This window comes from Providencia zhijiangensis, from assembly GCF_030315915.2.
Lineage (GTDB): Bacteria > Pseudomonadota > Gammaproteobacteria > Enterobacterales > Enterobacteriaceae > Providencia > Providencia zhijiangensis.
Genome location: NZ_CP135990.1, coordinates 3006586 through 3030604, shown reverse-complemented (window position 1 = coordinate 3030604; position 24019 = coordinate 3006586). Strand labels below are relative to the sequence as shown.

Below are 24019 nucleotides of genomic sequence, written 5' to 3'. Positions count from 1 at the left end.
AATTCCTAGACATTTAAGGTACCAATATGGAAAACCAGCAACAAATGACCGCCGTGACAGTAACATTGAATGCCAAAATTGATCCTGCTCGCCGTGCAGATTTGGAAGATGCATTTGATCAAGCCATGGAAAAATTAGGTAAAGAAGGGCAAATCCAAGTTAGTGGTGGTGGTACCCAATTAGCTGAAAATGGCGAAGTTGCTGAGTGTGATATTGAATTGGCACTAAGTGATGCAAGTGATGAGAATATCAGCCTGATTATTCAAATGTTTTCGGCGATGTTAGCCCCTAAAGGTTCCCGCTTAACTATTCATGGTGAAGACGTTCAAATCGATTTTGGAGCGGATGAAGGGTTGGCGATTTATTTCAATGGCACAGATTTAGCTGATGAAGTCTATGAAAATAATGATATTAACGATCTTTTTGATCAGCTTGATGAAGCGGTTGAAGATATCGGTGGGATCCACGGTGTTTGGGATGGCCCAACAGAAACCGCATTCTATTTTTACGGTACCTCTTTTGCTGAAATGGAAGCGATTTTACGTCCACTGTTAGAGCAAAACCCACTGTGCGAGAAGTGCCGAGTAGTACAAATGGCTTAACTTAAGATTAGGTCGTATCAAAGAAAAACCCAGAGTATTACTTGAATATCTGGGTTTATGAACGTTAGTTAGAGAGTATGGCGAACTAATTTGTTTGCCAACTTTCTGGGCGATTTCAAGCGGCTTGGCTTTTAATATCCAGCATTAAAATTTTCGATTTACGCTGATAGTTATAAAGTGCCTGCTTTTTGACAGGAAGCATCTCAATTTCTGCTGGAATAAAACCACGTTCTTGGAACCAATGAATGCTCCTTGTGGTTAAGACAAACAGTTTATCCAGTTCAAGTTGTTTAGCTTGTGCCATAACCCGCTGTAGTAATTCTTCACCGCGTGATGAGCTACGGTAATCAGGATGAACAGCCACGCAAGCCATTTCGCCTAGTTTCTCTTCAGGATAGGGGTAAAGTGCTGCGCAAGCGATCACCAAATTATCACGTTCAATGATTGTGAACTTATCGATCTCCATTTCGAGTTGTTCCCGTGAGCGTCTAACTAGAATACCTTGCTGCTCAAGGGGTCTAATCAGCTCTAAAATCCCACCGATATCATTGATATTCGCACGGCGAGTCTTTTCTGAGCTTTCCATGACTATCTGTGTACCGATACCATCACGAGAGAAGAGTTCTTGGATCAGCGAGCCATTTTCTTGATAGCTAAGTAAGTGGCTACGGCGTACGCCTCGGCGGCAGGCGGAAGCCGCGCCACGCAAGAAGCGAACTGTTCCAGAATAATAATCTCCTTCAGACTCTAATTCTTGGATCCGTGTTTCCGCCTCATTCGGGAAGAGTTCAGACAGAATATTACCGTCTTTATCGACTACCCCTTGAGATGAACAGAAACCAATCAGTTTTTCGGCTTTAATTTTAACGGCAAGCTGAGTTGCAATCTCTTCAGAGGTAAGATTAAAGCTTTCACCTGTGACAGAGACTGCCACAGGACCAATTAACACGATAGATCCATTATCGAGTTGAGCGTTGATAGCATCTTCGTTGATGCGACGAATGCGGCCGCTATGGCAATAATCAATCCCATCATCGACACCTAAAGGCTGCGCAATCACAAAATTACCACTCACGACGTTAATGTGTGCCCCTTGTAATGGCGTATTGCCTAAACTCATCGATAAACGAGCGGTAATGTCGAGCTGTAATGCTCCAGAAGCCTGCTTAACGTATTCAAGGGTATTCGCATCAGTAACGCGGGTATGTTTATGATAAATGGCATCATAATTATGTTCAGCGAGGATCTCTTCAATTTGAGGTCGAGCGCCATAAACAACGACAATACGAATACCAAGGCTATGCAGTAGGCCTATATCGTTGACAATACTAGGAAAATTTTCATGCGCAATTGCTTCACCGCCAAGCATGATGATAAATGTCTTGCCACGGTGGGCATTTATATAAGGTACCGAATGGCGAAATTCATCAACCAACTCGGTGCTGCGCTCTTTCATAATCACCCTCTTAACTGAATTTTTATTCGCAATAACTGTATTTTTATTCTTTTTGGCGGAAAATATCAAGTAAAAGTTAGGACAATAAAAGTAACAAATTTATTTTTAAGGTTTACATATCTCTAAATATAAATGGATATAATCACAACAATACAATCTGCATATCAGATAATTGCCAATAAATGTTATTCGACAATTGAGCATCATTAACTATTTAAATTACGCAAGTGTGGCGTTTATATTGCATTGAATAGATGCGTGCTGGGATATAAATAGAATAGATTGGTAATGACAAAGGATGAAGAACTAGATAGAGTGCGAATTAGTCGCTAATATATTATCTCTTGTCTTAGATATTATTAAACTTTTCAGGATATAGATTCGGAATTATTGATGAGTCATCAAGATCACAGCCCATCAAAACGTCGCCTATTGCAAGGTGCGGCGGCAGTTATGCTATTAAGTGTCAGCCCATTCGGTTTTGCTGCCAGTAGTAGCGTTGTTGCCGTTCGTATTTGGCCAGCCTCGAGTTATACCCGTATTACTCTAGAATCCAGCATTCCTTTAAAGTATCGCCAGTTTGTTTTAAACAATCCTGAGCGTATTGTTGTTGATTTAGAGGGCGTTCAATTAAATAACGTTCTTAAGAATATGGGTAGCCAAATTCAGTCTCGAGACCCTTACTTAAAATTAGTGAGAGTCGGGCAGTTTGATCCTAAAACGGTACGTTTGGTTTTCGAAGTTAAAAACAAAGTATCTCCTCGGTTCTTTACTCTACCGCCAGTTGCTGAATTTAAACACCGTTTAGTCATGGATTTCTATCCAGGTAAAGGTGTTGAAACCAACGACGACCCATTATTGGCACTCCTTGAAGATTACAACAAAGGTGATTTAGAAGAGAGTATGCCGGTACAGGCGAAAAAACCGGGGAAAGCGGGTACCGATAGGCCGATTGTCATTATGATTGACCCAGGCCACGGTGGGGAAGACCCCGGTGCGATTGGTAAGTATAAGATCCGTGAAAAAGATGTGGTTTTACAAATCGCTCGTCGCTTGAGAACGCTGATTGATAAAGATCCGAAAATGCGGGCCTATATGACGCGTAATGAGGATGTCTTTATTCCATTAAAAGTTCGCGTGGCGAAAGCGAGAAAGATGCAGGCCGATTTGTTTGTTTCTATTCATGCGGATGCATTTACCAACCGTTCAGCGAATGGTTCATCGGTTTTCGCATTGTCCACGAAAGGGGCAACCAGTAACACGGCGCGTTACCTTGCTCAAACTCAGAACGAAGCTGACTTAATTGGTGGTGTGAGTAAAAGCGGCGATGCGTATCTCGACCACACCATGTTAGATCTGGTGCAAACAGCTACGATCAATGACAGCTTGAAGTTTGGGGATGAAGTTTTAAAACGCATGGGCCGCGTTAACCGGCTACATAAAAACAAAGTGGATCAAGCTGGCTTCGCGGTATTAAAAGCCCCAGAAATTCCATCCATTTTAGTGGAAACGGCCTTTATCAGTAACTTAGAGGAAGAGCGCAAACTCAAAACCGCTAAGTTTCAACAGCAGATGGCTGAGTCGATTTTTGAAGGAATCAAAGCTTATTTCCGTAATGGTGGTGAGCTAGCTATCCGTAATTAATTGCGAGATTTTACATATCGAAGAAGGTGGCAAACAGCAATGTGAGTCGCCTTTTTTATTGGCTGAAAACAAGAAACTAAGTGATTAAGAATCAGTTTTGGTTTTGATATGGCTAAGGAAAATGAAGTAAAGGGTATATAAGAAAAGAAAAAAGAATTGGTTGCGGGGGCTGGATTTGAACCAACGACCTTCGGGTTATGAGCCCGACGAGCTACCAAGCTGCTCCACCCCGCGACTGAAGAGGTTAAATATATCAGGAATTGGTTGCGGGAGCTGGATTTGAACCAACGACCTTCGGGTTATGAGCCCGACGAGCTACCATGCTGCTCCATCCCGCGCCTGAATATTTCACTACTTTGGGATACTACTTTGATTTTACTGCTGAATTTACTTTGACTGAATCAAGTTTGACTAAATTAAGAAATTGGTTGCGGGGGCTGGATTTGAACCAACGACCTTCGGGTTATGAGCCCGACGAGCTACCATGCTGCTCCACCCCGCGTCCGATAGCGGGCACTATACTCGGGATGAGATCTGATGCAAGTTTTTTCGTGTTTTTTTTTCATTTTTCATTAAGTGGTGTTTAAAAATCGCACAAAATGTAGTTTTTTTGTTCTTTAAAGGTTTCTAATCCAAAAATAACCTCACTAAATATTTATAGCCGTTTCATTCTCAATTTGGGTTTGCTATTGTGCGCTTCATATTGGATATGTGTTAGGTGGTATAAAGATGAATTCATGGCTGAAAGGGTTAATCGCGGGCGTCTTCTTTTCTTTACTGGCTGGGTGTCAATCTCATCCAACAGATAAAGGACAACAATATAAAGACGGGAAATTGCATAGAGACTTGCAACAAGTTAATCAAGTTAACGTGCAAGGACGACCAATAAATGCGCCGGATTTTAATCGCCAAGTGACGGAAATTCAAAATGCATCGCCACGCTTATTCAACAACAATAATGAAACTTACCACGCAATAGAAAACTGGTTGATGGCAGGGGGCGATCCTGCTCAGTTATCGCGTTTCAATTTGTCGGCTTTCCAAATGGAAGGGATGGACAATTACGGAAACGTCCAATTCACGGGATACTACACGCCAGTAATTGAAGCTCGCCGCTCGCCGCAAGGTAATTACCGCCATCCATTGTATGGTATGCCGTCAAAAAGCAAGGGGCGCTTACCTAGCCGTGCGCAAATATATAATGGTGCACTCAGTAACAATCTGATCTTGGCTTACAGCGATTCTCCTGTCGACAATTTTATGATGGAAGTGCAAGGCAGTGGTTACGTGGATTTTGGCGATGGTAGCCCACTGAATTTCTTCGCTTATGCAGGCAAAAATGGTCATGCATATAAAAGTATTGGCAAGGTGCTAGTTGATAGAGGCGAAGTGCCTTTAGAAAAAATGTCCCTACAGGCTATTCACGACTGGACAAACACCCACAGTGAACAAGAAGTGCGTGAATTACTTGAAAGTAATCCATCGTTTGTTTTCTTTAAACCGCAATCTTTCGTCCCTGTCAGAGGTGCGAGTGCGGTGCCATTAGTGGCAAAAGCGTCGGTAGCATCGGATAAAACCTTGATCCCACCGGGAACCGCATTGCTAGCCGAAGTTCCTGTGTTAGATGGCAATGGGAAATTTACGGGTAGATACGAAATGCGTATGATGGTTGCCCTTGATGTGGGTGGCGCAATTAAAGGGCACCATTTCGATATTTATCATGGAACAGGGCACGATGCAGGTAAAATGGCCGGTTTTTATAACCACTATGGCCGAGTATGGGTTCTGAAAAAGAGCCAGCCTGTTTTTAGTGCGATGTAGCCCTCATTTACTGTTTATTCGATTTTCGTTTTAACTAAGGTTGTTTGTGATTATGCAAGCTCAGCTTTCTGATGCGTGGATGCAGCGATTCGCTGGAATCGGGCGTTTATATGGGCAACAAGCCCTTCATCTTTTTGCACGTTCACATGTGTGTGTTATTGGTGTGGGCGGCGTTGGCGTGTGGGCTGCTGAAGCATTGGCGCGTTCAGGTATTGGTGCTATCACCCTGATAGATATGGATGATATCTGCGTGACAAATACGAATCGCCAACTTCATGCATTGAAATCAACGGTGGGGCTACCTAAAGTTGATGTGATGAAAGAGCGCATTTTGGCAATCAATCCTGAGTGTACCGTGAATGTTATCGATGATTTCATTACGGTGGATAATGTGGCTGAATACCTCTCTTTGGGATTTGATTACGTTATTGATGCCATTGACAGTGTAAGACCGAAAGCGGCGCTGCTGGCATATTGTCGACGTTTTAAAATTCCTGTCGTGACGACGGGAGGCGCTGGTGGTCAAATCGATCCGACCCAAATTCAAGTCGCAGATTTAGCAAAGACAGTTCAAGATCCTTTGGCAGCAAAATTACGCGAACGTCTGAAATCAGACTTTAATGTCGTGAAAAATGGCAAAGGTAAATTGGGAATCGATTGTGTATTTTCGACGGAGCAGTTGGTCTATCCACAGAGTGATGGAACGGTGTGCGCAGCGAAAAGCACGGCAGATGGTTCAAAACGTATGGACTGCGCATCAGGATTTGGTGCGGTCACGATGGTGACGGCCAGTTTTGGCTTTATTGCGGTGTCCCATGCGTTGAAAAAGATGGTCGCAAAGGCACAAAGAGAAGCTAAACAGTAGAATTGAGGCTACGGTGTAGCCTCAACGGAATAATCATTCTGCTGGGGTCATTTCACCCGCAATGTTTTTGATTGCAGTAATCAATGCGTGGATCCCATTTTGGCGGGATTCACTCAGTTGCCCTGATAAGCCAGTCTGGCTGAAAATCTCATCGAAGTCAGTTGCTAAAATTTGCTGTGCATTTTTCTGTTCAACGCAGGCGAGCAAAATAGCAAATAACCCTTTCACTACACGTCCTTCGCTATCCCCATAAAAATGGAATGTGTCATCATCATTGAGAATAGCGCCAATCCATACACGGTTTTCACACCCATGAACTTCCTGAGTCTGCTGCTTTTCTTCTTCTGTGAGAGAGGGCAGTTTTTTCGCGAGTTGAATAAGTAAGCGATATTTATCTTCCCACGCTTTTTGTTTGGAAAACTGTTCAACGATTTCGTGAATGACAATTTCTGTGCCAAATGGATGAGAAGCCAGTTCATGTCGAGACAAAGTCATTAGATTACCTTTTAATCATTTAAAATCGAAAGTGCAAATTTCACTGAATCAATAAATTTATCAATATCTTGCCTGTTGTTATATGGCATGGCGGAGATACGTAAACACCCGCTGATATTGAGTGAATCCATCAATGGTTGAGCACAATGTTGTCCATAGCGTAATGCAATTTTTTGTTCGGTCAAGAAAAGCCCTAAATCACTATGGTGAATATTGTGGAAATTGAAAGATAAAAGTGGCGAATTTTGCGTGCGATAGCAAATCGCACCTTCGAGTTGAGAAAGCTGCTCATAGGCATAGTCTATCAAGGCGCAAGTATAGGCTTCTGCTTGCGCTAATTTTTGCGTTGAAAGCCACTTGAGCACAGCTGAAAAGGCTATTACACCTGCGATATTCGGGGTTCCAGCTTCAAATCGTTGAGGTATTGGGGCGAGGGTGAAACCTGAAAAATCAACGTGATTTAACATTTTACCGCCACCATGCCATGGACTCATATTGGCTAAATGTTCAGGTTTTCCATAGCAGATGCCTAAACCTGTTGGCCCATATAATTTGTGTGCTGAAAACGCGTAGAAATCTACATTAGTTTCCATGACGTTAAGAGGATGGTGTACAACGCCTTGAGCGCCATCAACAACGACTTTTGCACCAAATTGATGAGCAAGTGTGGTTATCGCGCTAATGTCCGGCTGGTAGCCCGTTACGTTAGACATTTGCGTTACGGCAACAATTTTACTTTTGGCGTTCAAGATCGATAGCAGCGCATTGAGATTTAAGGTTAAGTCAGGAGTCACCGACCATTTTACGATCTTTGCACCTGTTTGTTGTGCCAACATCAGCCACGGCAGTAAGTTTGAGTGATGCTCAGTCTCACTGACGATAATTTCGTCACCTGCTTGAAGTTTCTCACGGAAATAGCTCTGCGCAATCAAGTTAATAGATTCAGTGGTGCCACGTGTCCAGATAATGGATTTTTCGTCTGGCGCTTGGATATATTTTGCCGTTAATACGCGACCTTGCTCGTACAATTGAGTAATTTTTAATGCTTCGGGAGATTGCCCGCGATAGACCGAACTACCTGAAAAACGGTAGTAATCGTCAGAGGCGTTGATCATATCCAAGGGTTTTAGGGCGGTGGCGGCGCTATCAAGGAAAACAATGTCAGAGCCGATGGCTGGAAATTGCTGACGAAATTGAGGAGCGTTAAAGTTATCCATTATGCTGATTCTTTGATGTTAGCTATCCAACAGGTGAATGTGGCTATAGTTGTGGTTATGAATATGCGTTGATTATGATAATAACGGAAAACAGTGAATAAGTAGATGGAGATAAAAAATGTTATTCAGTTATCGATTATTAGAAATAATTTGTTACACTTAACAGGAAGATTTTTGCGCAAATTTTTGAATAATTGCGCGCCTGAAAAAAGTTAACGCACTAAGTCGATGAAGGTTTGCTTTTTAACCGAATGGTTAAATTTAATTTAAGATGCGTTTTATGGGCTTTTTTACTCGAAATCCGATGGGATAATGTTTTTTTATCTTTCATAAGGGATTTTATGTCGCCCAAAATAAAAAAAGCACCGCGCTTAGGCGGTGCACTATAAAAATCACTATGGACAGACAGGGTAAATGTACAGGAAGTGAAAAAAAACAGTAGCAATCGCTACAAAGCCTGGATTAACCAGACAACTTGCAAACACAACATCACAACCACAAAGCCAAAAGTTTCAAAGTAACTAAACTCTGCAACTTTTCGTTCCGGCTTAGGAAGTGCGCATACTATAGGTATTTACTGGCGTATCCTCAAGGGACAATTTATAATGCTTCGGATGAGAAAAACTAATGCGTATAACGAAGCTGAGTCGAAGAGATTATGTCTAAAAGATTACCGCCTTTAAATGCTCTGAGAGTGTTTGATGCCGCCGCTCGTCATTTAAGTTTTACTAAAGCGGCAGATGAATTATTTGTGACACAGGCAGCTGTCAGTCATCAAATAAAAAGCTTAGAAGATTTCCTCGGATTAAAACTATTTCGCCGTCGAAATCGATCACTACTGCTGACGGAAGAAGGGCAAAGTTATTACCTTGATATCAAGGAAATTTTCTCGTCTTTAAATGAAGCGACGAGAAAGCTTCAAGCCAGAAGTGCAAAAGGCGCACTAACTGTAAGTTTATCGCCAAGTTTCGCGATACAATGGCTGGTTCCTCGGCTTTCTGGATTTAACCAAGCTTTCCCTGGCATTGATGTGCGTATTCAAGCTGTTGATCGGGAAGAAGATAAGCTAGCGGATGATGTGGATGTGGCCATTTTTTATGGCCGAGGAAACTGGACAGGCTTAAGAACGGACAGACTTTACGCCGAATATTTAATGCCAGTGTGTTCACCTGCATTGATGACCGGGGGAAATCAACTGAAGAACCCGGAAGATTTAGCTAAGCATACGCTGCTTCATGATTCTTCTCGTCGTGATTGGCAAGCTTATGTTAAGCAATTAGATCTACAAAATATTGTGAATGTGCAGCAAGGGCCTATTTTTAGTCACAGTGCCATGGTGATCCAAGCAGCAGTTCATGGGCAAGGGGTGGCATTAACCAATAATGTGATGGCAAAGAATGAGATTGATGCCGGCAGATTGGTGTGTCCGTTTAGTGAAGTATTAGTCAGTAAAAATGCATTCTATCTGGTCTGCCAAGAGAGTCAGGCCGATTTAGGGAAAATAGCGGCATTTCGTCAATGGATCCTTGCGCAAGCAGCCAGTGAGCAAGAAAAGCTTGGCTTTATTACCAATGACCAAGATTTGACGCATATACAATAATCAAACAGTTAAAACGAAGGTGCTATTGTGAATAGTCGTTTGATGTTAATTTTTGCAGGGATTAGTGGATTTTTTATTGTTGCATTTGGTGCCATTGGTTCTCATGCACTTTCTCCAATTATGAGCGCTCATCAAATGGCTTGGATTGAAACAGGGCTACGTTATCAAATGTTTCATACCGTTGCATTAATGGTGCTGGGTGCGGTATTACTGCGTAAAGTCATTTTGTGGTTCTATTGGGCTGGTGTGTTTTTCTCCGTAGGGATACTTCTTTTTAGCGGTAGCCTTTATTGTATGGCCTTATTGCAGGTAAAATACTTCTCTTATTTTACGCCAATAGGTGGCGTTTGCTTCCTCGTTGGCTGGCTTTTAGTTGTTATTGGCGCTATGCGTCTAAGGAAATCGGCGTCACGCAATGAGTAATAAAATTGCATTATATTGCCGCCCGGGCTTTGAAAAAGAGTGCGCAGCAGAAATTACAGATAAAGCAGGGCAACGCGAAATTTACGGTTTTGCCCGCGTTAAAGAAAATAGCGGCTATGTTATTTTCGAATGTTATCAATCTGAGGATGCGGACATCCTTGCGCGTACACTTCCATTTCGTGAATTGATTTTTGCTCGCCAAATGTTTGTGGTGGGTGATTTATTAAAAGATTTACCACCAGAAGATAGAGTCACACCGATTGTGAATGCGCTTAGCCAGCAGGTTGAGAGAGCGGGGGATCTGCGTGTTGAAGTTGCGGATACCAATGAATCAAAAGAATTGATGAAATTCTGCCGTAAATTTACGGTACCTCTACGTAATGCGTTACGCCAAGAGAAAATCTTATTAGCGCAAGAGAACTTTAAACGTCCAGTCGTCCACGTGTTCTTTATTGCGCCGGGGTGCTGCTATACTGGTTATTCTTATTCGAATAATAGCTCGAATTTCTATATGGGTATTCCACGCTTGAAGTTCCCATCGGATGCACCAAGCCGCTCGACGTTAAAGTTGGAAGAGGCTTTCCATGTGTTTATTCCTTATGAAGAATGGGATGAGCGTTTAGCGAGTGGCATGAAAGCAGTGGATTTAGGCGCATGTCCGGGAGGATGGACTTACCAGCTTGTCAAACGCAGCATGATGGTGGAAGCGGTAGATAATGGTCCAATGGCGGAAAGCCTGATGAATACAGGGCAAGTTCGACATCACCGTGAAGATGGTTTTAAATTTAAGCCAACCTCTCAAAATATCACGTGGCTCGTATGTGATATGGTGGAAAAACCTGCCAAAGTGGCCGCATTAATGACTCAGTGGCTGCAAGAAGGCTGGTGCCGCGAGACCATTTTTAACTTGAAGCTGCCGATGAAAAAGCGTTATGAAGAAGTCGCGCATATTCTGGAAAAAATGAAAGTTCAGCTGAAAGAGAATGGTATCAACGTTCTGATCCACGCGAAACATTTGTATCATGACCGTGAAGAAGTCACCGTGCATGTACAACGTGTTTGGTCTGCAAACCCAATGGCACGTGAATATTATTAAGTCAAAGTTGGCTTGAATAGTAAAAAGGTCACTGTGAAGTGACCTTTTTTGTGCCTGCTATTTAGCTTGATAGCGTAACTGATTCAGATTACCTTTCAAGGCAATGTCTGTTTTTAATGTGGCAATATCGCGACAGATAAGCGCCATTTCTTGTTGGTTAATCAGTTTTTTCTGCCATTTCTCTTCAAGAGCATCAAAGTTGGCGTACAGATTTTCAATCGTGTGGAATCGCTGAAGTAGCTCCGTGGCACTTTTTGCGCCAATACCTGCCACCCCAGGAACTTTACTGCTGCTGATCCCCGCTAAACCCCAGTAATCAGGTAGTTGTTCAGGCTTGACTCCAAATTCATTCTCGATGAAAGGTACGTCCAACCAACGTTTTTGAAAATAGTCACGGATACGCAGGTTTGGAGAAAGTAGCTGGCAGTAACCTTTATCGGTAGAGACGATGGTGACGGTATGCCCAGAATCGGCAATACGTTTGGCAAGAGTTGCGGCTAAATCATCAGCTTCATCACCTTCAGATTGCCAGCAATGAATACCATTCTCTTCAAACTGAGCAACGAGCTGAGGTAACTCAGCTTGCAAGTTTTCAGGCATAGGCTGACGCCCGGCTTTATAGTCAGGCAGTTTCTCATGACGCCAACTATGGTGGCGACCTTCTTCATCAAATACTGCCACGATATGGGTGGCGTTAGTGTGGTTAATCAACTGAGAAATAGCGGACAAACAGGTCTCTCCACATGGGCTACCCTGAACCGCGTGGATACGTCGAATTAAGTTTAAAGCATCAATAATTAATAAATGGATCATAAGCCGTTTGGTGGTTAAACGCGCCATCCTTGGCGCGTAGGTGATTATTTCACAATTTCATAGCAAGGTTCGTAAGCGGTGCCACCCGGCAACTTCATACGATGCTGTTTCACGAAACCTTGGAGTAAAATATCCATGCGTTTCATGATGTCGCTATCCCCATGAATTTTGAAAGGGCCATGTTTTTCAATCGCTTTCATGCCGACTTCTTTGACGTTACCGGCGACAATTCCAGAGAAAGCACGGCGTAAATCTGAAGCCAGTTTTTCTGGGGATTGGCCCGGATGCAGATTCAGTGACGCCATATTTTCATGGGTTGGTTCAAACGGATGCTGTAGGTCAGGGGCGATTTTAATCGACCAGTTGAAGCTGTACGCATCACCCGTATTACGACGGCACTCTTTCACTGCAGACATACCTTTTTTCATCACGCGTGCCACTTCTTGCGGGTTGTCGATAATGATTTGGTAATGTTTGCTCGCTTCATCTCCCAGAGTATGGCGAATAAAATCATCCAAAACAGAGAAGTATTCAGCGCTCTCTTTCGGCCCAGTCAGGACTAATGGCAGCACTTGCTCGGTATTTTCAGGATCCATCATAATACCCAGCAGATACAGCAGCTCTTCTGCAGTTCCTACACCACCAGGGAAAATAATGATCCCGTGGGCTAAACGGACAAATGCCTCAAGACGTTTTTCAATGTCTGGCATGATGATCAGTTCATTCACTAATGGGTTAGGTGGTTCAGCCGCGATGATGGATGGCTCAGTTAACCCGATAAAACGACTATCTTTATAGCGCTGTTGAGCGTGACCTACCGCGGCACCTTTCATTGGTGCCTCCATGGCTCCAGGTCCACAGCCCGTACAGATGTTCAGTTCGCGCAAGCCTAGTTCATTACCGACTTTACGGCCATACAGGTATTCATTTTCATTAATGGAGTGACCACCCCAGCACACGATCATATTCGGCTCTTCACCAATATGTAGCGCACGAGCGTTACGTAAGATGGAAAAGATCATATTAGTGAGGTGAGTGCTGTTTTCTAAATCAAGATGTAACTGCTGTTTGGCGTTGCTGATTTGAGCGTGAACAAACAGGATGTCGCGCAGTACGGCAAACAAGTTTGCTTGCAATGAGCGAATAATTTTACCGTCAACGAACGCTTTTTCTGGCGGGTTGATAAGCTCTAATTTGATACCACGCTCACGGCGTAAAATGTTGATATCAAAACCTGCACTTTTTTCTAAAAGCTCTTTACTGCTGTCAGTTAGACTTCCTGAATGTAATACCGCTAAGGAGCAGTTTCGATATAGCTGATACAAATGGCTGCTCGCCGTACGTTTCAGCATATCGACTTCAAGCTGAGACAATAGATCCATAGATCCTAATGGACTGATATGAGTAATCAAGTAACACTCCTTTGCCCAATTGGGCTCTTGACGCGTGAATTACATTGAAAATGATTTAAATAGCATTCTCTTAAATTACACTGATTTTCAATTTAGTAGGTACTTATTGCCGTGCCAAACGACCCGTGTCAGGCTCGAATTGTTCATTACTGCGCCATGGGTTGATATCAAGCCCACCTCGGCGAGTATAGCGTGCATACACCGATAATTTTTCTGGTTTGCACAGTATTGTTATGTCGTTGAAGATGCGCTCCACACACTGTTCGTGGAATTCATTATGATGACGAAATGAGACGAGGTAACGTAATAACGCTTCACGGCCAATTTTCGGACCACGATAATGAATTTGTACTGAGCCCCAATCAGGTTGGTTGGTGATCAAACAGTTTGATTTCAACAGGTGGCTGACGAGGGTTTCTTCGACGACCTCTGGTTGGGTGCAATCGACCAAATAGTCGCGATTAAATTCATAGTTATCGATGTCAATCTCTTGCTCATCAATACAGACACCTTGGAATGGGTGAATGGCTTGCTGAGTGAAGTCATCAAGTTTATAAAGTGTAACCTTAACCTCGCCATTAGCACAGCGGCTTAGGTCATTTTGCAAAACGCTTCGCACATTTTCCCACGTTTCGAATCGGGTCTGATTGAAACTATTCAGATAAAGCTTAAAGCTTTTTGACTCCACCAGATTTTCACTTGTCGCATCTACACTGACAGAGCCTATCGCCACTTGAGGAACGCCACGGGCATTTAGCCAAGAGAGTTCATACAGTGTCCAAATATCGGCACCGTGGAATGGCAGTGTATCAGCATGAATATCCAAAGGATCACGATTAAGGCTACGGGGCACCGCTTGCAATAAAGTGGCATCATACTGGTCATTATAAGCCGTCTTTTTCCCGAGGGTTAAATTATCGAGAGCGGGGTTATTTTGATAGTGAGACATTGTGATCCTTATCTTTTCGGTGTGTCAGTGCTGAACATTGGCAAACTGAGTGCGTTTTATTCGCTGGTTAACTTCTGTCATAATACCACTTATCCGTAATATTGAGTCTGCCAATTTAAATTGGTTTCAATAATGTCATTTCTCACAATTGAAAAACGATGAATACAATAATCTCTGATTTAATTAAAAATTTTACCAGCCAGTATGTGGCTAAGTGGCAAGAAGCAACGGGGCTTCCGCCGGTGTCTGCTGAGCTGTATGGGGTACCTTCTCCTTGCATCGTTCGTACTGGTGATGATGTGGTTTATTGGGAGCCTCAACCGTTTCCATTAGAAGAGAAAAGCTTAAATAATGTGGCTAATGCGCTAGATCTCCAATTACAGGACGATATTCACGCTTTTTATACCACTCAGTTAGCTGGAGACATGAGTGCGACATTTGGTGACTTGTCATTGAATTTGGTGCAAGTGTGGAGCGAGGAGGACTTTATTCGCTTACAGGAAAACTTGATTGGGCATTTGGTGACTCAAAAGCGCTTAAAGTTAGCACCAACGCTGTTTATTGCTACGTTAGACTCTGAATTAGAGATGATTTCTATGTGTAATTTAACCGGAGAAATTATTGTAGAAACGTTTGGAAGCAAGCAACGACAAGTTATTGCAGAAAATCTTGCGAGCTTTATTCAACAACTGAAGCCCGTTATATCATCTCAGGGGTAAGAGATGTATAGCATGGTGTTGTAGGTTATTGCCTACAATTTGGTTAAGCCATGTCTTAATAATTTTTCATTTTACTGAAATGAGAACTATTTAACTTTTAATTTCATGGCGTTACTATCCATTTTAAGTTTTTTACTATTTTTTGAATAACCAGAATGTAGAACACTAGGTTGTTTGGTTAATGGATTTAATACATTCTTATCGGGCTGGACAGGGTAGTTGTTTAGCTTTTTACATATAAAAAACAAGGAAATGGATAACCTAGCAGAACAGTTGGTCTGCTAAATTTTTATCTAACAGGATGTTAGGCGGCAGGAAGTCGCATTGCAGGATGCAAGTCAATTGAGAGATAAGTAGCCAGTTAGTTTTAACTGGCTACTTTTTTTTATTTCTGAGCTGAGTTTGAGTATTGGGTAAGGGACTCAATAATGCTTTGGGACATAGCTTCTCTCAGTGCTTCGCGCTTACGAAATTCAGAACGTCTCTGGCTTTTTACTGATTCGATATCACGCATCGGCTCTTGAAGCGGTAATTGATACCAACCTTCAGCATTTAAAACGCCGCCACATTCCTCCCAAAAGGTATCGTAGCTAGATTTTAAATGCTGGCTTTTGATATGGCTGTTATTTGAAATTCCGAGAATAGATTTGATTTGGAAATAAGCAGCTACCGCATAAATAGCAGACATCAAAAGGTTTTTAGGCCTCATTGCATGCATCTGCTTTGTGATGGATTTCACTTGCTCTACACTCTGCTCTGTCGATGGCCCTTGTAGAGAGCAGACATACAGCTGGCCTTGTTCACCAAATGAGAAACTCATCAAATAGATTTCATCACCTGTTTCATTGAGTAAATGGATGGAGAGATCCCCTTCACGTGGATATTGAGAATAAATCATTTTTAATTGGGCAAAATCACCAGATTTTAGCTCAATATTCGCGACCGTTAAGCCATCTCGTTTATCTGAAAACATGGCGTTAATAGCTTCAGGCGTAAAGGTTTTTTCAATTAAATCTAACGTGTAGCTTGCAGTGGATAATTTCTGTTTACCGCTCCATGCTTTATGCAGATATTTGTTGATTGGTCGCTCAATAAATTGAGGTACACCATCGATAGTCGCTGATAGCTGGGCGCTTTGGTATGTATCGCACATCGATTGATATTGCTGATATTGTTGTGAAGGCAACTTAGCAATGCGGATCTTTCTTTTTAGCTGTACGTATTTGTTAGTGAAAGATTTCCATGTCTTGTTTTGTTGACGCCACTGCTTTAATAGTCCCATAGATAAACCATCTTTATGTTAATAATGAAAAAAGCAAACTGTGTAGAAAAACATTTGATAATAAATGCTGAACATATAACGAATGATAAACAAATATTCATTATTTTAATAAATGTTAAGAATGGAAAATTGAAAGTCAATTTTTAGACATATTATTGCTTTTTGTTTGTCTCATCCCCATGTTTGCGACAGAACTGCACCCAAAAATACGGTATATTTTGAATTATTATAGTTGAATAGGTTTTAGTATGAATATTGAGCAACGCATCCTTGAGAAACTCGGTCATCTTGAAATAGAGATGAGAGCCAAATCCTTATGGGAAGAAGTACCACCAAGTCCAGACGCGTTTGAAAGTGTAGAACCTTTCGCCATCGATACGATGGAGGCTGCGCAATGGTTACAGTGGATTTTAATTCCTCGGTTGACTGCGATGATTGATCAAGGTGCCATGTTGCCGAGCAATTTTGCTATCGCACCATATTTTGAAGAGATCTACAAAGACGATGAAGAAGGGCGCTTTATTGCATTCCTCGATCATTTGCGTGAGTTAGATAGCTACTTTCAATTCACCGTGATGGGTGAATAACGGATGCTGGATATTATCTACCAAGATGAGTATGTAGTTGCTGTTAATAAACCAGCAGGCATGTTGGTGCACCGCAGTTGGCTCGACAGCAAAGAAACGGTGTTTGTGATGCAAACACTGCGTGACCAAATTGGGCAGCATGTTTTTCCAATCCATCGTCTTGATAGACCGACATCGGGTGTGTTGTTGTTTGCATTATCCAGTGAGGTAGCAAGGTCACTCGCCGAGCAGTTCGAGCAGCATACCATGGAAAAAGTGTACCATGCGATTGTGCGAGGCTACGTTACACAAGGGGATAGATTGGATTATCCGTTGCTCGAGGAACTCGACAAAATTGCGGATAAACATGCCACTAAAGAGCCACGGTTACAAGAGTGTGTCACCCATTACAAACCTTTAGCGACAGTTGAGTGTCCAGTAGCGATTGGGCGCTATGATACTGCGCGTTTTAGCCTTGTTGAACTTAAGCCTGAAACTGGACGTAAACACCAATTAAGACGCCACATGTCCCATTTACGTCATCCAATTATAGGGGATAGTAAACATGGGGACTTACGACAAAACCGCGGTGTGAGTGAGCATTTTTCAGTTTCTCGCTTGATGCTGCATGCTAGTCAGCTAATATTTATTCACCCTATAACAGAAGAAAAAATATCGTTAGTCGCGCCATGGGATGCACAATGGCTATCATTAGTTGAGCAATTTGGATGGGGTGATACTGTCTCGAAGCTCGACATTAATGTGATTGATTATCCTGTTTGACAGGTTTTTATAAGGAGGGCGTAATGTCCAAAATCGGAATTTTTGTCGGGACGGTGTATGGCAACGCATTAGCGGTTGCTGAGGTGGCGCAAGAGATCTTTGAACAGCAAGGACATGAAGTCGCAGTGTTTGAGGAGCCAACTCTGGCGGATTGGCAAATTTACAATGCGGGAGAGGGCATTGCTTTAGTGATCACCTCCACCACCGGACAAGGCGATATTCCCGATACTATTGCGCCGCTTTTCTATGAAATTAAAGATGTTGTCGGCTATCAGCCTGAATTGAAATATGGCGTGATTGCTTTAGGTGATAGCAGCTATGAGAACTTCTGCGGGGCTGGTAAACAGTTTGATGAGCTATTAGCTGAGCAATCTGGCAGCCGTATTGGTGATGTGCTGTTTATTGATGCGACAGAAGTGGAAGAGCCTGAAGAGTTTGCCAAAGCGTGGTTACAGTTTTGGGGGGATATGCTGTAAATAGCGTGCATTATGCATCTGCACTGTAAACATATTGGCTTACAGTGCAGTGAGGAAGCTGATTATTTACGAGTGAGTTTCTCGAGATCTGCTTCAATTTCCGCGATTTTATTGGACACAACGTGTTCTAAATGACGTAGGTCATCCAAAATTTTGTGTTTTAAATCAATATCAGTTTGGTCGTTTTGACAAATTTGATCCAGTTCTTCAATTACATAACGTAAGTTAGTATTGATTTCGTTAATTTCTTTGAAGTTGTTGCTGCCATCAGTTGCTGCAACGGTCTTACGCTGGCGTGGGTACTTAAACTTCACGCTTTTAGCGAAAAACTCGCCTTTATCTTTGCGAAAGTAAATTTTTAAAATATCGTTATTAGCTTCTTGGCGCAGGGAATAGCGGTCAATATCTTGCGGATTGCTGATGCCTAAACTTTTCAAATTGTCGTACATGTTAGCTCGCTTAATCGTAAGGGACTGTGTCGATGACTTTTAGGGTTATAAATAAGGGCTATAAACAAAGCGGTCTCTTTTTATAACCATTTACTGAGCCCTAATTGCTTATAAAATGATTAGTTACAAAATAACCATCTAATAATAGCAGCTAATTGACCAAGGGCAGTAAATTCTCGGTCATATTATGCGCGATTAATCCAGTTTGACCAACCTCTGTTTGTAATAGAATCTACTTTATTATTTACGTTATCTATCTATAACCCAGAGGCTTCTGCTGACTTAACGAGAGGTTTATGCTTGAAGTGCGGGATTTTCCATTGTGAATCAATGGATCAGTGGAACAATAGCTTGATGGGACACTCGGCTACCCGATTCGCAGATGGACATGCGTTTCGGGGTAGCTTCGCGTTTTACACCTTATGCCCCTTAAAATGTAGGGGAAGGTGAGAGTATGTAGAGTTTGATGAGTAATTGATTCGGTAACTTACGAGTAAGCCACTCATTTATAATTACTCGTCAATACTTCTTAGTAACTCATTGATGCCGACTTTTCCGCGGGTTTTTTCGTCGACTTTTTTCACAATCACTGCGCAGTACAGGCTGTAGCTACCATCTTTGGACGGTAAGTTACCAGAAACGACAACGGAGCCAGCAGGTACGCGACCATAGAAAATTTCACCCGTTTCACGGTCATAAATCTTGGTGCTTTGACCCAGATAAACGCCCATAGAAATCACGGAGCCTTCTTCAACAATTACGCCTTCAACGACTTCAGAACGTGCGCCGATAAAACAGTTATCTTCGATAATTGTTGGGTTTGCTTGTAATGGCTCCAGAACACCTCCGATGCCAACACCACCCGATAAGTGAACATTTTTACCAATTTGCGCACAAGAACCAACCGTTGCCCATGTATCAACCATGGTTCCTTCATCAACATACGCACCGATGTTAACGTAAGATGGCATCAACACGCTGTTTTTGGCGATATAAGCTCCTTGGCGTACGGCTGCTGGTGGAACAACACGGAAGCCTTCACGTTCAAAGCGAGCTTTGTCGTAATCCGCAAATTTCATCGGAACTTTGTCAAAATAGCGGCTTTCAGCGCCTTCGATGACTTGGTTATCATGAATACGGAAAGATAATAAAACGGCTTTTTTCAGCCACTGGTGAGTGACCCAAACACCCGCAATTTTTTCTGCAACACGCAGTTTACCGCTATCTAATAAAGCGATGGTTTCCATCACGGCTTGTTTAACCGCTGGGGTAACGGTATTTGGAGTAATGGATGCGCGATCTTCGAATGCTTGCTCAATAATTGTTTGTAATTGTTGCATTAATGCTGTTTCTCCTACAATGGTTCTCAGTCAGGTAACATGCCATCAATGAGACTGGCACTATATTTTATCCTTCGATTTAAGGGCTTCTGTCAACCTTTCTGATAACTCTTGTTGCATATTTTTATCCAATGCTTTGTGTTCTTTATCTGCCAATACAAAAAAGTCTTCGACTTTTTCACCAATGGTTGTGATGCGGGCGCCGTATAAAGAAATTTCCATCTGAGCGAAAATGTGGCCTACTTTGGCGAGCAAGCCGGGTTGATCAAGGGCGAATAACTCCATGTAGGTACGGCGGTCATTATTGGAGTGTAGAAAATTCACTTTGGTTGGCACGCTGAAATGGCGTAGCTTCGCAGGGAGTGTTCGCGGTTTTGGTAACGGAATTTCAGGTTGCTGAACTGCCAGTAATAGCGCCTTGCGGATATGTTCATATCTATCTTTCGAAAGTGGCGAGCCGTTAGGTTCGAGCACCACGAAAGTATCCATCGCCATATTATCTTTATTGGTAAAAATTTGAGCGCTATGAATGCTTAGATTGCGTCTATCCAGCTCACTAGCAACGGCTGCAAATAAATGCGCTTTGTCGTGGCACCAGATAAAAATTTCTGTTCCGCCATGTTTCGGCTGAGTACTGATTAACACCAAAGGCTGTGTTAAATCGTGCTTGAGCAAATGGTTGGCGTGCCAAGCCAGTTGAATCGGCGTATGGCGCAGGAAATAATCTGCATGACAGCGTGACCACAGAGTGTTGAGATGCTCTTCATCGACATGAGATTGGCGCAGTAGCGATAGCGCTTGGTAGCGATGGTGACGAATCCGCTCGCGAAGGTCGGGAGTGCTTTGCATACCTTGGTTGAGTTGATGCTCGGTTGAAAGATAGAGCTCGCGGATCAAGCTTTGCTTCCAGCTATTCCATAATGTGCTGTTGGTGGCACAAATATCGGCAACTGTTAAGCACATTAGGTAATTTAAGCGTGCTGTCGATTTTACTTCCCCTGCAAACTGTTTAATCACATCAGGGTCTTGAATATCTCGGCGTTGGGCTGTCACGGACATCAATAGATGGTTTTTCACCAGCCATGAGACAAGCTCGGCATCTTTGGTTGTAAAATCGTGTTGAAGGGCGAATTCATAGACAAATTCAGCACCCAAATCGGAGTGATCCCCAGAGCGCCCTTTAGCAATATCATGAAACATCGCTGCTAAGCGCAACAGTTCCGGCTGCAAAATCTTAGGGTAAACACTGACGCATAGCGGGTGCTCGCGGCGATTCTCTTCCTGCGTAAAACTGTCGATTTTCTGTAAGACGCGAATAGTGTGCTCATCCACCGTATAGGCGTGGAACAGGTCGAATTGCATTTGCCCGACAATGTTGCTCCAAAATGGTGTATAGGCGCTGAGAACACTGTGTAAGTGCATCGGCACAAAGGCTCCCTTTATCGCTCTTGGGTGGCGCAATATTTTGATAAACATGCGGCGAGCTTCAGGGATTTCGCATAATGGGACTTTCAGATCGCGCCGTGCAAAGCGTAATTGGCGTAATGTGGTGGAGTAGATCCCTTCAATATTGGGGTTGCGAGCCATTTGATAGAACATTTTCAAAATAGCTTCTGGCTGTTTAATAAACAGCATTTCGTCAATCACATCGATTAAGTTGCCACGTAGTTGAAAGTATTCATCAATAGGACGCGGTTTTTCATTGGGATTCAAGGCCAAAATAGCTTCATCAAACAGTTGCAGCAGCATTTGATTCAATTCCCTGACGCGGCGAGTGACGCGATAGAAATCTTTCATCATGCGCTCGACAGGTTGGTTCCGCTCGCCGGTGTAACCTAATGATTGTGCGACACTAAATTGACGATCAAACAGTAGTCGGTTGTCATAGCGCTTGACCACTAAATGCAAGGCAAAGCGGATTTTCCATAAAAACGATAAACACTCTTTGAGCTCTTGACGTTCTTCTTCGGTGAGGAAACCAAAGCCGACCATTTCATCGACGGTTGTCGCACCAAAATGACGGCGGCCTACCCACAGTAAGGTATGAATATCCCGCAATCCGCCGGGGCTGCTTTTAATATCTGGCTCTAAGTTGTAGCTGGTACTGTGATAACGCTGATGGCGTTCCTGCTGTTCGGCTAATTTTGCGGCAAAAAATGTGGCGGAAGGCCAAAAATCATCACTAAAAATGGTTTTCTGTAAGCTTAAGAATAGGGTGATATCACCACAGATTAGGCGCGATTCAATCAGATTAGTCGCTGTGGTTAAGTCTTGTTTTCCAGCGTCAATGCACTCTTCCAATGAGCGAACACTGTGCCCGATATCAAAACGCAAATCCCACAGCAGGGTAATGAACTGACCGACTTTAGCCGCAATCTCTTCAGGAAGCGGTTGCTGGCTGAGAATTAAAATGTCGATATCTGATAGTGGGTGTAGCTCATGACGACCATAGCCTCCGACGGCAATCAACGACATCCCTGAACATTGGTCAAAATGGTAACTTTGCCAAAGCTTGGTGAGCAGGGCATCAAGGTAGTCACTGCGAGCGCGGAGTAAATCCACAACATTTTTTCCTTGGTGAAATGCAGATTCTAGCCAAGCATCAAATTGGTCAACGTGTTGCCGAAGCGCTGAGAGCTCAAGATCGGAAGGTTGGAATTGAGTGGGGGATAAATAGCTGTTTGAAGGTGCCGTCATCATCATCTGTCCGTGTTGAGAGCCATACAGAAATTATGATCAGCTTACGTTTTTTTAGGGGGGATGAACAGAAAAACTAAGCTCCCCCTAGGAGGAGCTTGAAATACGATTACTCGTTGATCAGAACCGCTGAAATAAAAGGCTCTTCTTCTTTACGCAGAGTTAAAATTTCACAGCCGTTGTCAGTCACTGCTAAAGTGTGTTCGTACTGTGCAGACCAACCACGGTCTTTAGTTTTGACTGTCCAGCCATCTTTCATGGTACGGATACGGAAATCACCGGTATTCACCATTGGTTCGATAGTGAAAGTCATGCCTTTTTGCAGCACAACGCCGCTGTCATCGGCATCATAATGCAGAACTTGTGGCTCTTCATGGAAGCCTTCACCGATACCGTGGCCGCAATATTCACGAACAACGGACAGGTCTTGTTTCTCAACAAATTCTTGAATGGCTTTACCAATGGTGCGTAAACGAATACCTGGTTTCACCATTCGGATTGCCAGATACAGACTCTCTTGCGTCACTTGGCACAGGCGCTCACCTTGGATAGTCGGTTTACCGACGATGAACATTTTAGAGGTATCGCCGTGGAAACCATTTTTGATGACAGTGACGTCGATGTTAACCACATCACCATCTTTCAGAATTTTATCGTCGCTTGGAATGCCGTGGCAGATAACATCATTCACAGAAATACAAACAGACTTAGGGAAACCATGGTAGTCAAGGCAGGCTGGGATCGCTTGTTGTTGCTCAACAATGTGTTTGTGGCAAAGGCGATCCAATTCACCTGTACTGACTCCCGGCACAACATGCGGTGCGATCATTTCTAACACTTCAGCTGCTAGGCGACCAGCAACACGCATTTTCTGAATATCTTCTTCAGTTTTGATAATAATAGCCATGAGTTCAGTCCATATATGTCAGCAGGGATTTGCGACATGTTAAAAAAAGGGTTTGGAAATGGGCAATTGTTGCGACATTTTTACCGTTGATGCCGAGTATGGTAACAGTCACCGCATTTTCTGCCAACTAGTAGGCGATATGTTTAGATGCCCACAATCCGATTATACAAGCCGATTAAAAACAGATAATGGAGCACAGGGTAAGCCAAGCCTCAGGCGTGGTTTGTTCAAATTGAGCTTTTTAGAGCACAAATTGTCAAAATCGCCAGTCGATTTTTGATGATGAGTTTTTCATCTTGGCCATTTTTCGCTATCGTTTTGTTGTTGTTCTATATTTGCTCAGTGGTTCTTTTGTAACGGGCAAAATTCGTTGAGATTTGAATAATGCGCTTGGTTTTTATCAGCGA

The 24019-nt window shown here is 42.9% G+C and carries 22 protein-coding genes and 3 tRNA genes; 11 read left to right on the top strand and 14 right to left on the bottom strand.

Translation table 11 applies throughout. From position 1 onward, the window contains the following. Window positions 1–26: 26 nt before the first annotated feature. A complete protein-coding gene (locus QS795_RS13835; RefSeq protein ID WP_154603361.1) occupies window positions 27–602 on the top strand; it encodes a hypothetical protein in 576 nt (191 codons plus the stop codon). 115 nt (window positions 603–717) lie between these two features. On the opposite strand, the gene argA is transcribed toward QS795_RS13835, so the two are convergent. Next, window positions 718–2058, bottom strand: coding sequence for an amino-acid N-acetyltransferase (gene argA / locus QS795_RS13830; RefSeq protein WP_154603360.1), 1341 nt, complete (start codon window positions 2056–2058; stop codon window positions 718–720). A gap of 393 nt (window positions 2059–2451) precedes the next feature. Between argA and amiC the strand changes: the two genes are divergently transcribed. Then, window positions 2452–3702, top strand: coding sequence for an N-acetylmuramoyl-L-alanine amidase AmiC (gene amiC / locus QS795_RS13825; RefSeq protein ID WP_286270609.1), 1251 nt, complete (start codon window positions 2452–2454; stop codon window positions 3700–3702). A gap of 157 nt (window positions 3703–3859) precedes the next feature. Here the strand turns inward: amiC and QS795_RS13820 are convergent. The 3 genes from QS795_RS13820 to QS795_RS13810 all read right to left on the bottom strand — a co-directional run bounded on the left by QS795_RS13820 (window position 3860) and on the right by QS795_RS13810 (window position 4204). Beyond that, window positions 3860–3936: transfer RNA gene (locus QS795_RS13820), tRNA-Met, on the bottom strand. Between the two features lie 27 nt (window positions 3937–3963). Continuing rightward, window positions 3964–4040 (bottom strand) — tRNA-Met (locus QS795_RS13815). 87 nt (window positions 4041–4127) lie between these two features. Beyond that, a tRNA-Met gene (locus tag QS795_RS13810) sits at window positions 4128–4204 on the bottom strand. 227 nt (window positions 4205–4431) lie between these two features. On the opposite strand from QS795_RS13810, the gene mltA reads away from it, so the two are divergent. After that, window positions 4432–5523, top strand: coding sequence for a murein transglycosylase A (gene mltA, locus QS795_RS13805; protein WP_154603359.1), 1092 nt, complete (start codon window positions 4432–4434; stop codon window positions 5521–5523). 52 nt (window positions 5524–5575) lie between these two features. Further along, the gene (gene tcdA / locus QS795_RS13800; protein WP_154603358.1) at window positions 5576–6388 is read left to right on the top strand and encodes a tRNA cyclic N6-threonylcarbamoyladenosine(37) synthase TcdA; all 813 of its coding nucleotides are present in this window, start codon (window positions 5576–5578) and stop codon (window positions 6386–6388) included. Window positions 6389–6421: 33 nt separating this feature from the next. Here tcdA and csdE read toward each other — a convergent pair whose 3' ends face one another. After that, window positions 6422–6883: a cysteine desulfurase sulfur acceptor subunit CsdE gene (gene csdE, locus QS795_RS13795; protein WP_154603357.1), complete on the bottom strand. Its 462-nt coding sequence runs from the start codon at window positions 6881–6883 to the stop codon at window positions 6422–6424. Between the two features lie 11 nt (window positions 6884–6894). Next, on the bottom strand, window positions 6895–8100 hold the full coding sequence (gene csdA / locus QS795_RS13790; RefSeq protein ID WP_181477519.1) for a cysteine desulfurase CsdA: 1206 nt from the start codon (window positions 8098–8100) through the stop codon (window positions 6895–6897). A gap of 658 nt (window positions 8101–8758) precedes the next feature. Between csdA and QS795_RS13785 the strand changes: the two genes are divergently transcribed. From QS795_RS13785 to rlmM, 3 genes are read left to right on the top strand one after another with little or no spacing between them, the layout of a single operon-like run. Continuing rightward, window positions 8759–9700 carry a transcriptional regulator GcvA gene (locus QS795_RS13785; protein WP_154603355.1) on the top strand — a complete coding sequence of 314 codons (942 nt, stop codon included), beginning with the start codon at window positions 8759–8761 and terminating at the stop codon, window positions 9698–9700. A 27-nt stretch (window positions 9701–9727) separates the two neighbouring features. Beyond that, on the top strand, window positions 9728–10123 hold the full coding sequence (locus QS795_RS13780) for a DUF423 domain-containing protein (protein ID WP_036956331.1): 396 nt from the start codon (window positions 9728–9730) through the stop codon (window positions 10121–10123). Then, the gene (rlmM, locus tag QS795_RS13775; protein WP_286270614.1) at window positions 10116–11219 is read left to right on the top strand and encodes a 23S rRNA (cytidine(2498)-2'-O)-methyltransferase RlmM; all 1104 of its coding nucleotides are present in this window, start codon (window positions 10116–10118) and stop codon (window positions 11217–11219) included. The genes QS795_RS13780 and rlmM overlap by 8 nt, the downstream gene beginning before the upstream one ends. A 57-nt stretch (window positions 11220–11276) precedes the next feature. On the opposite strand, the gene xni is transcribed toward rlmM, so the two are convergent. The 3 genes from xni to queF all read right to left on the bottom strand — a co-directional run bounded on the left by xni (window position 11277) and on the right by queF (window position 14393). Continuing rightward, window positions 11277–12032 carry a flap endonuclease Xni gene (xni, locus tag QS795_RS13770; protein WP_154603532.1) on the bottom strand — a complete coding sequence of 252 codons (756 nt, stop codon included), beginning with the start codon at window positions 12030–12032 and terminating at the stop codon, window positions 11277–11279. A 44-nt stretch (window positions 12033–12076) separates the two neighbouring features. Beyond that, window positions 12077–13444, bottom strand: a complete 1368-nt coding sequence (gene ppnN / locus QS795_RS13765) for a nucleotide 5'-monophosphate nucleosidase PpnN (protein ID WP_154638747.1) — start codon at window positions 13442–13444, stop codon at window positions 12077–12079. Window positions 13445–13547: 103 nt separating this feature from the next. Then, window positions 13548–14393: an NADPH-dependent 7-cyano-7-deazaguanine reductase QueF gene (queF, locus tag QS795_RS13760; protein ID WP_286270615.1), complete on the bottom strand. Its 846-nt coding sequence runs from the start codon at window positions 14391–14393 to the stop codon at window positions 13548–13550. Window positions 14394–14551: 158 nt separating this feature from the next. Here queF and syd point away from each other — a divergent pair, with 158 nt between their 5' ends. Then, window positions 14552–15112, top strand: coding sequence for a SecY-interacting protein (syd, locus tag QS795_RS13755; RefSeq protein ID WP_154603351.1), 561 nt, complete (start codon window positions 14552–14554; stop codon window positions 15110–15112). Window positions 15113–15497: 385 nt separating this feature from the next. Here syd and QS795_RS13750 read toward each other — a convergent pair whose 3' ends face one another. Further along, a complete protein-coding gene (locus tag QS795_RS13750; protein WP_154603350.1) occupies window positions 15498–16394 on the bottom strand; it encodes a VirK/YbjX family protein in 897 nt (298 codons plus the stop codon). A 248-nt stretch (window positions 16395–16642) separates the two neighbouring features. Here QS795_RS13750 and QS795_RS13745 point away from each other — a divergent pair, with 248 nt between their 5' ends. Genes QS795_RS13745 through QS795_RS13735 form a run of 3 tightly spaced genes read left to right on the top strand, consistent with a single transcriptional unit; the run spans window position 16643 to window position 18219 of the window. Then, complete coding sequence (locus QS795_RS13745; RefSeq protein WP_154603349.1) at window positions 16643–16981, top strand: YqcC family protein; 339 nt, start codon at window positions 16643–16645, stop codon at window positions 16979–16981. A 3-nt stretch (window positions 16982–16984) separates the two neighbouring features. Further along, window positions 16985–17743 (top strand): tRNA pseudouridine(65) synthase TruC, encoded by a 759-nt coding sequence (gene truC, locus QS795_RS13740; protein ID WP_181477515.1) that lies wholly within the window; start codon window positions 16985–16987, stop codon window positions 17741–17743. A 23-nt stretch (window positions 17744–17766) separates the two neighbouring features. Beyond that, window positions 17767–18219 carry a flavodoxin gene (locus QS795_RS13735; protein ID WP_286270630.1) on the top strand — a complete coding sequence of 151 codons (453 nt, stop codon included), beginning with the start codon at window positions 17767–17769 and terminating at the stop codon, window positions 18217–18219. A gap of 62 nt (window positions 18220–18281) precedes the next feature. Here the strand turns inward: QS795_RS13735 and QS795_RS13730 are convergent, their stop codons facing one another. The 4 genes from QS795_RS13730 to map all read right to left on the bottom strand — a co-directional run bounded on the left by QS795_RS13730 (window position 18282) and on the right by map (window position 23612). Then, window positions 18282–18668: a DUF3461 family protein gene (locus tag QS795_RS13730; RefSeq protein ID WP_154603346.1), complete on the bottom strand. Its 387-nt coding sequence runs from the start codon at window positions 18666–18668 to the stop codon at window positions 18282–18284. 512 nt (window positions 18669–19180) lie between these two features. Further along, entirely contained in the window at window positions 19181–20008 is an 828-nt protein-coding gene (gene dapD, locus QS795_RS13725) for a 2,3,4,5-tetrahydropyridine-2,6-dicarboxylate N-succinyltransferase (protein ID WP_132496506.1), read from the bottom strand. Window positions 20009–20068: 60 nt separating this feature from the next. Next, window positions 20069–22708 (bottom strand): bifunctional uridylyltransferase/uridylyl-removing protein GlnD, encoded by a 2640-nt coding sequence (gene glnD / locus QS795_RS13720; RefSeq protein WP_286270633.1) that lies wholly within the window; start codon window positions 22706–22708, stop codon window positions 20069–20071. Window positions 22709–22814: 106 nt separating this feature from the next. Further along, on the bottom strand, window positions 22815–23612 hold the full coding sequence (gene map, locus QS795_RS13715; RefSeq protein WP_036956350.1) for a type I methionyl aminopeptidase: 798 nt from the start codon (window positions 23610–23612) through the stop codon (window positions 22815–22817). Between the last annotated feature and the right edge of the window lie 407 nt (window positions 23613–24019).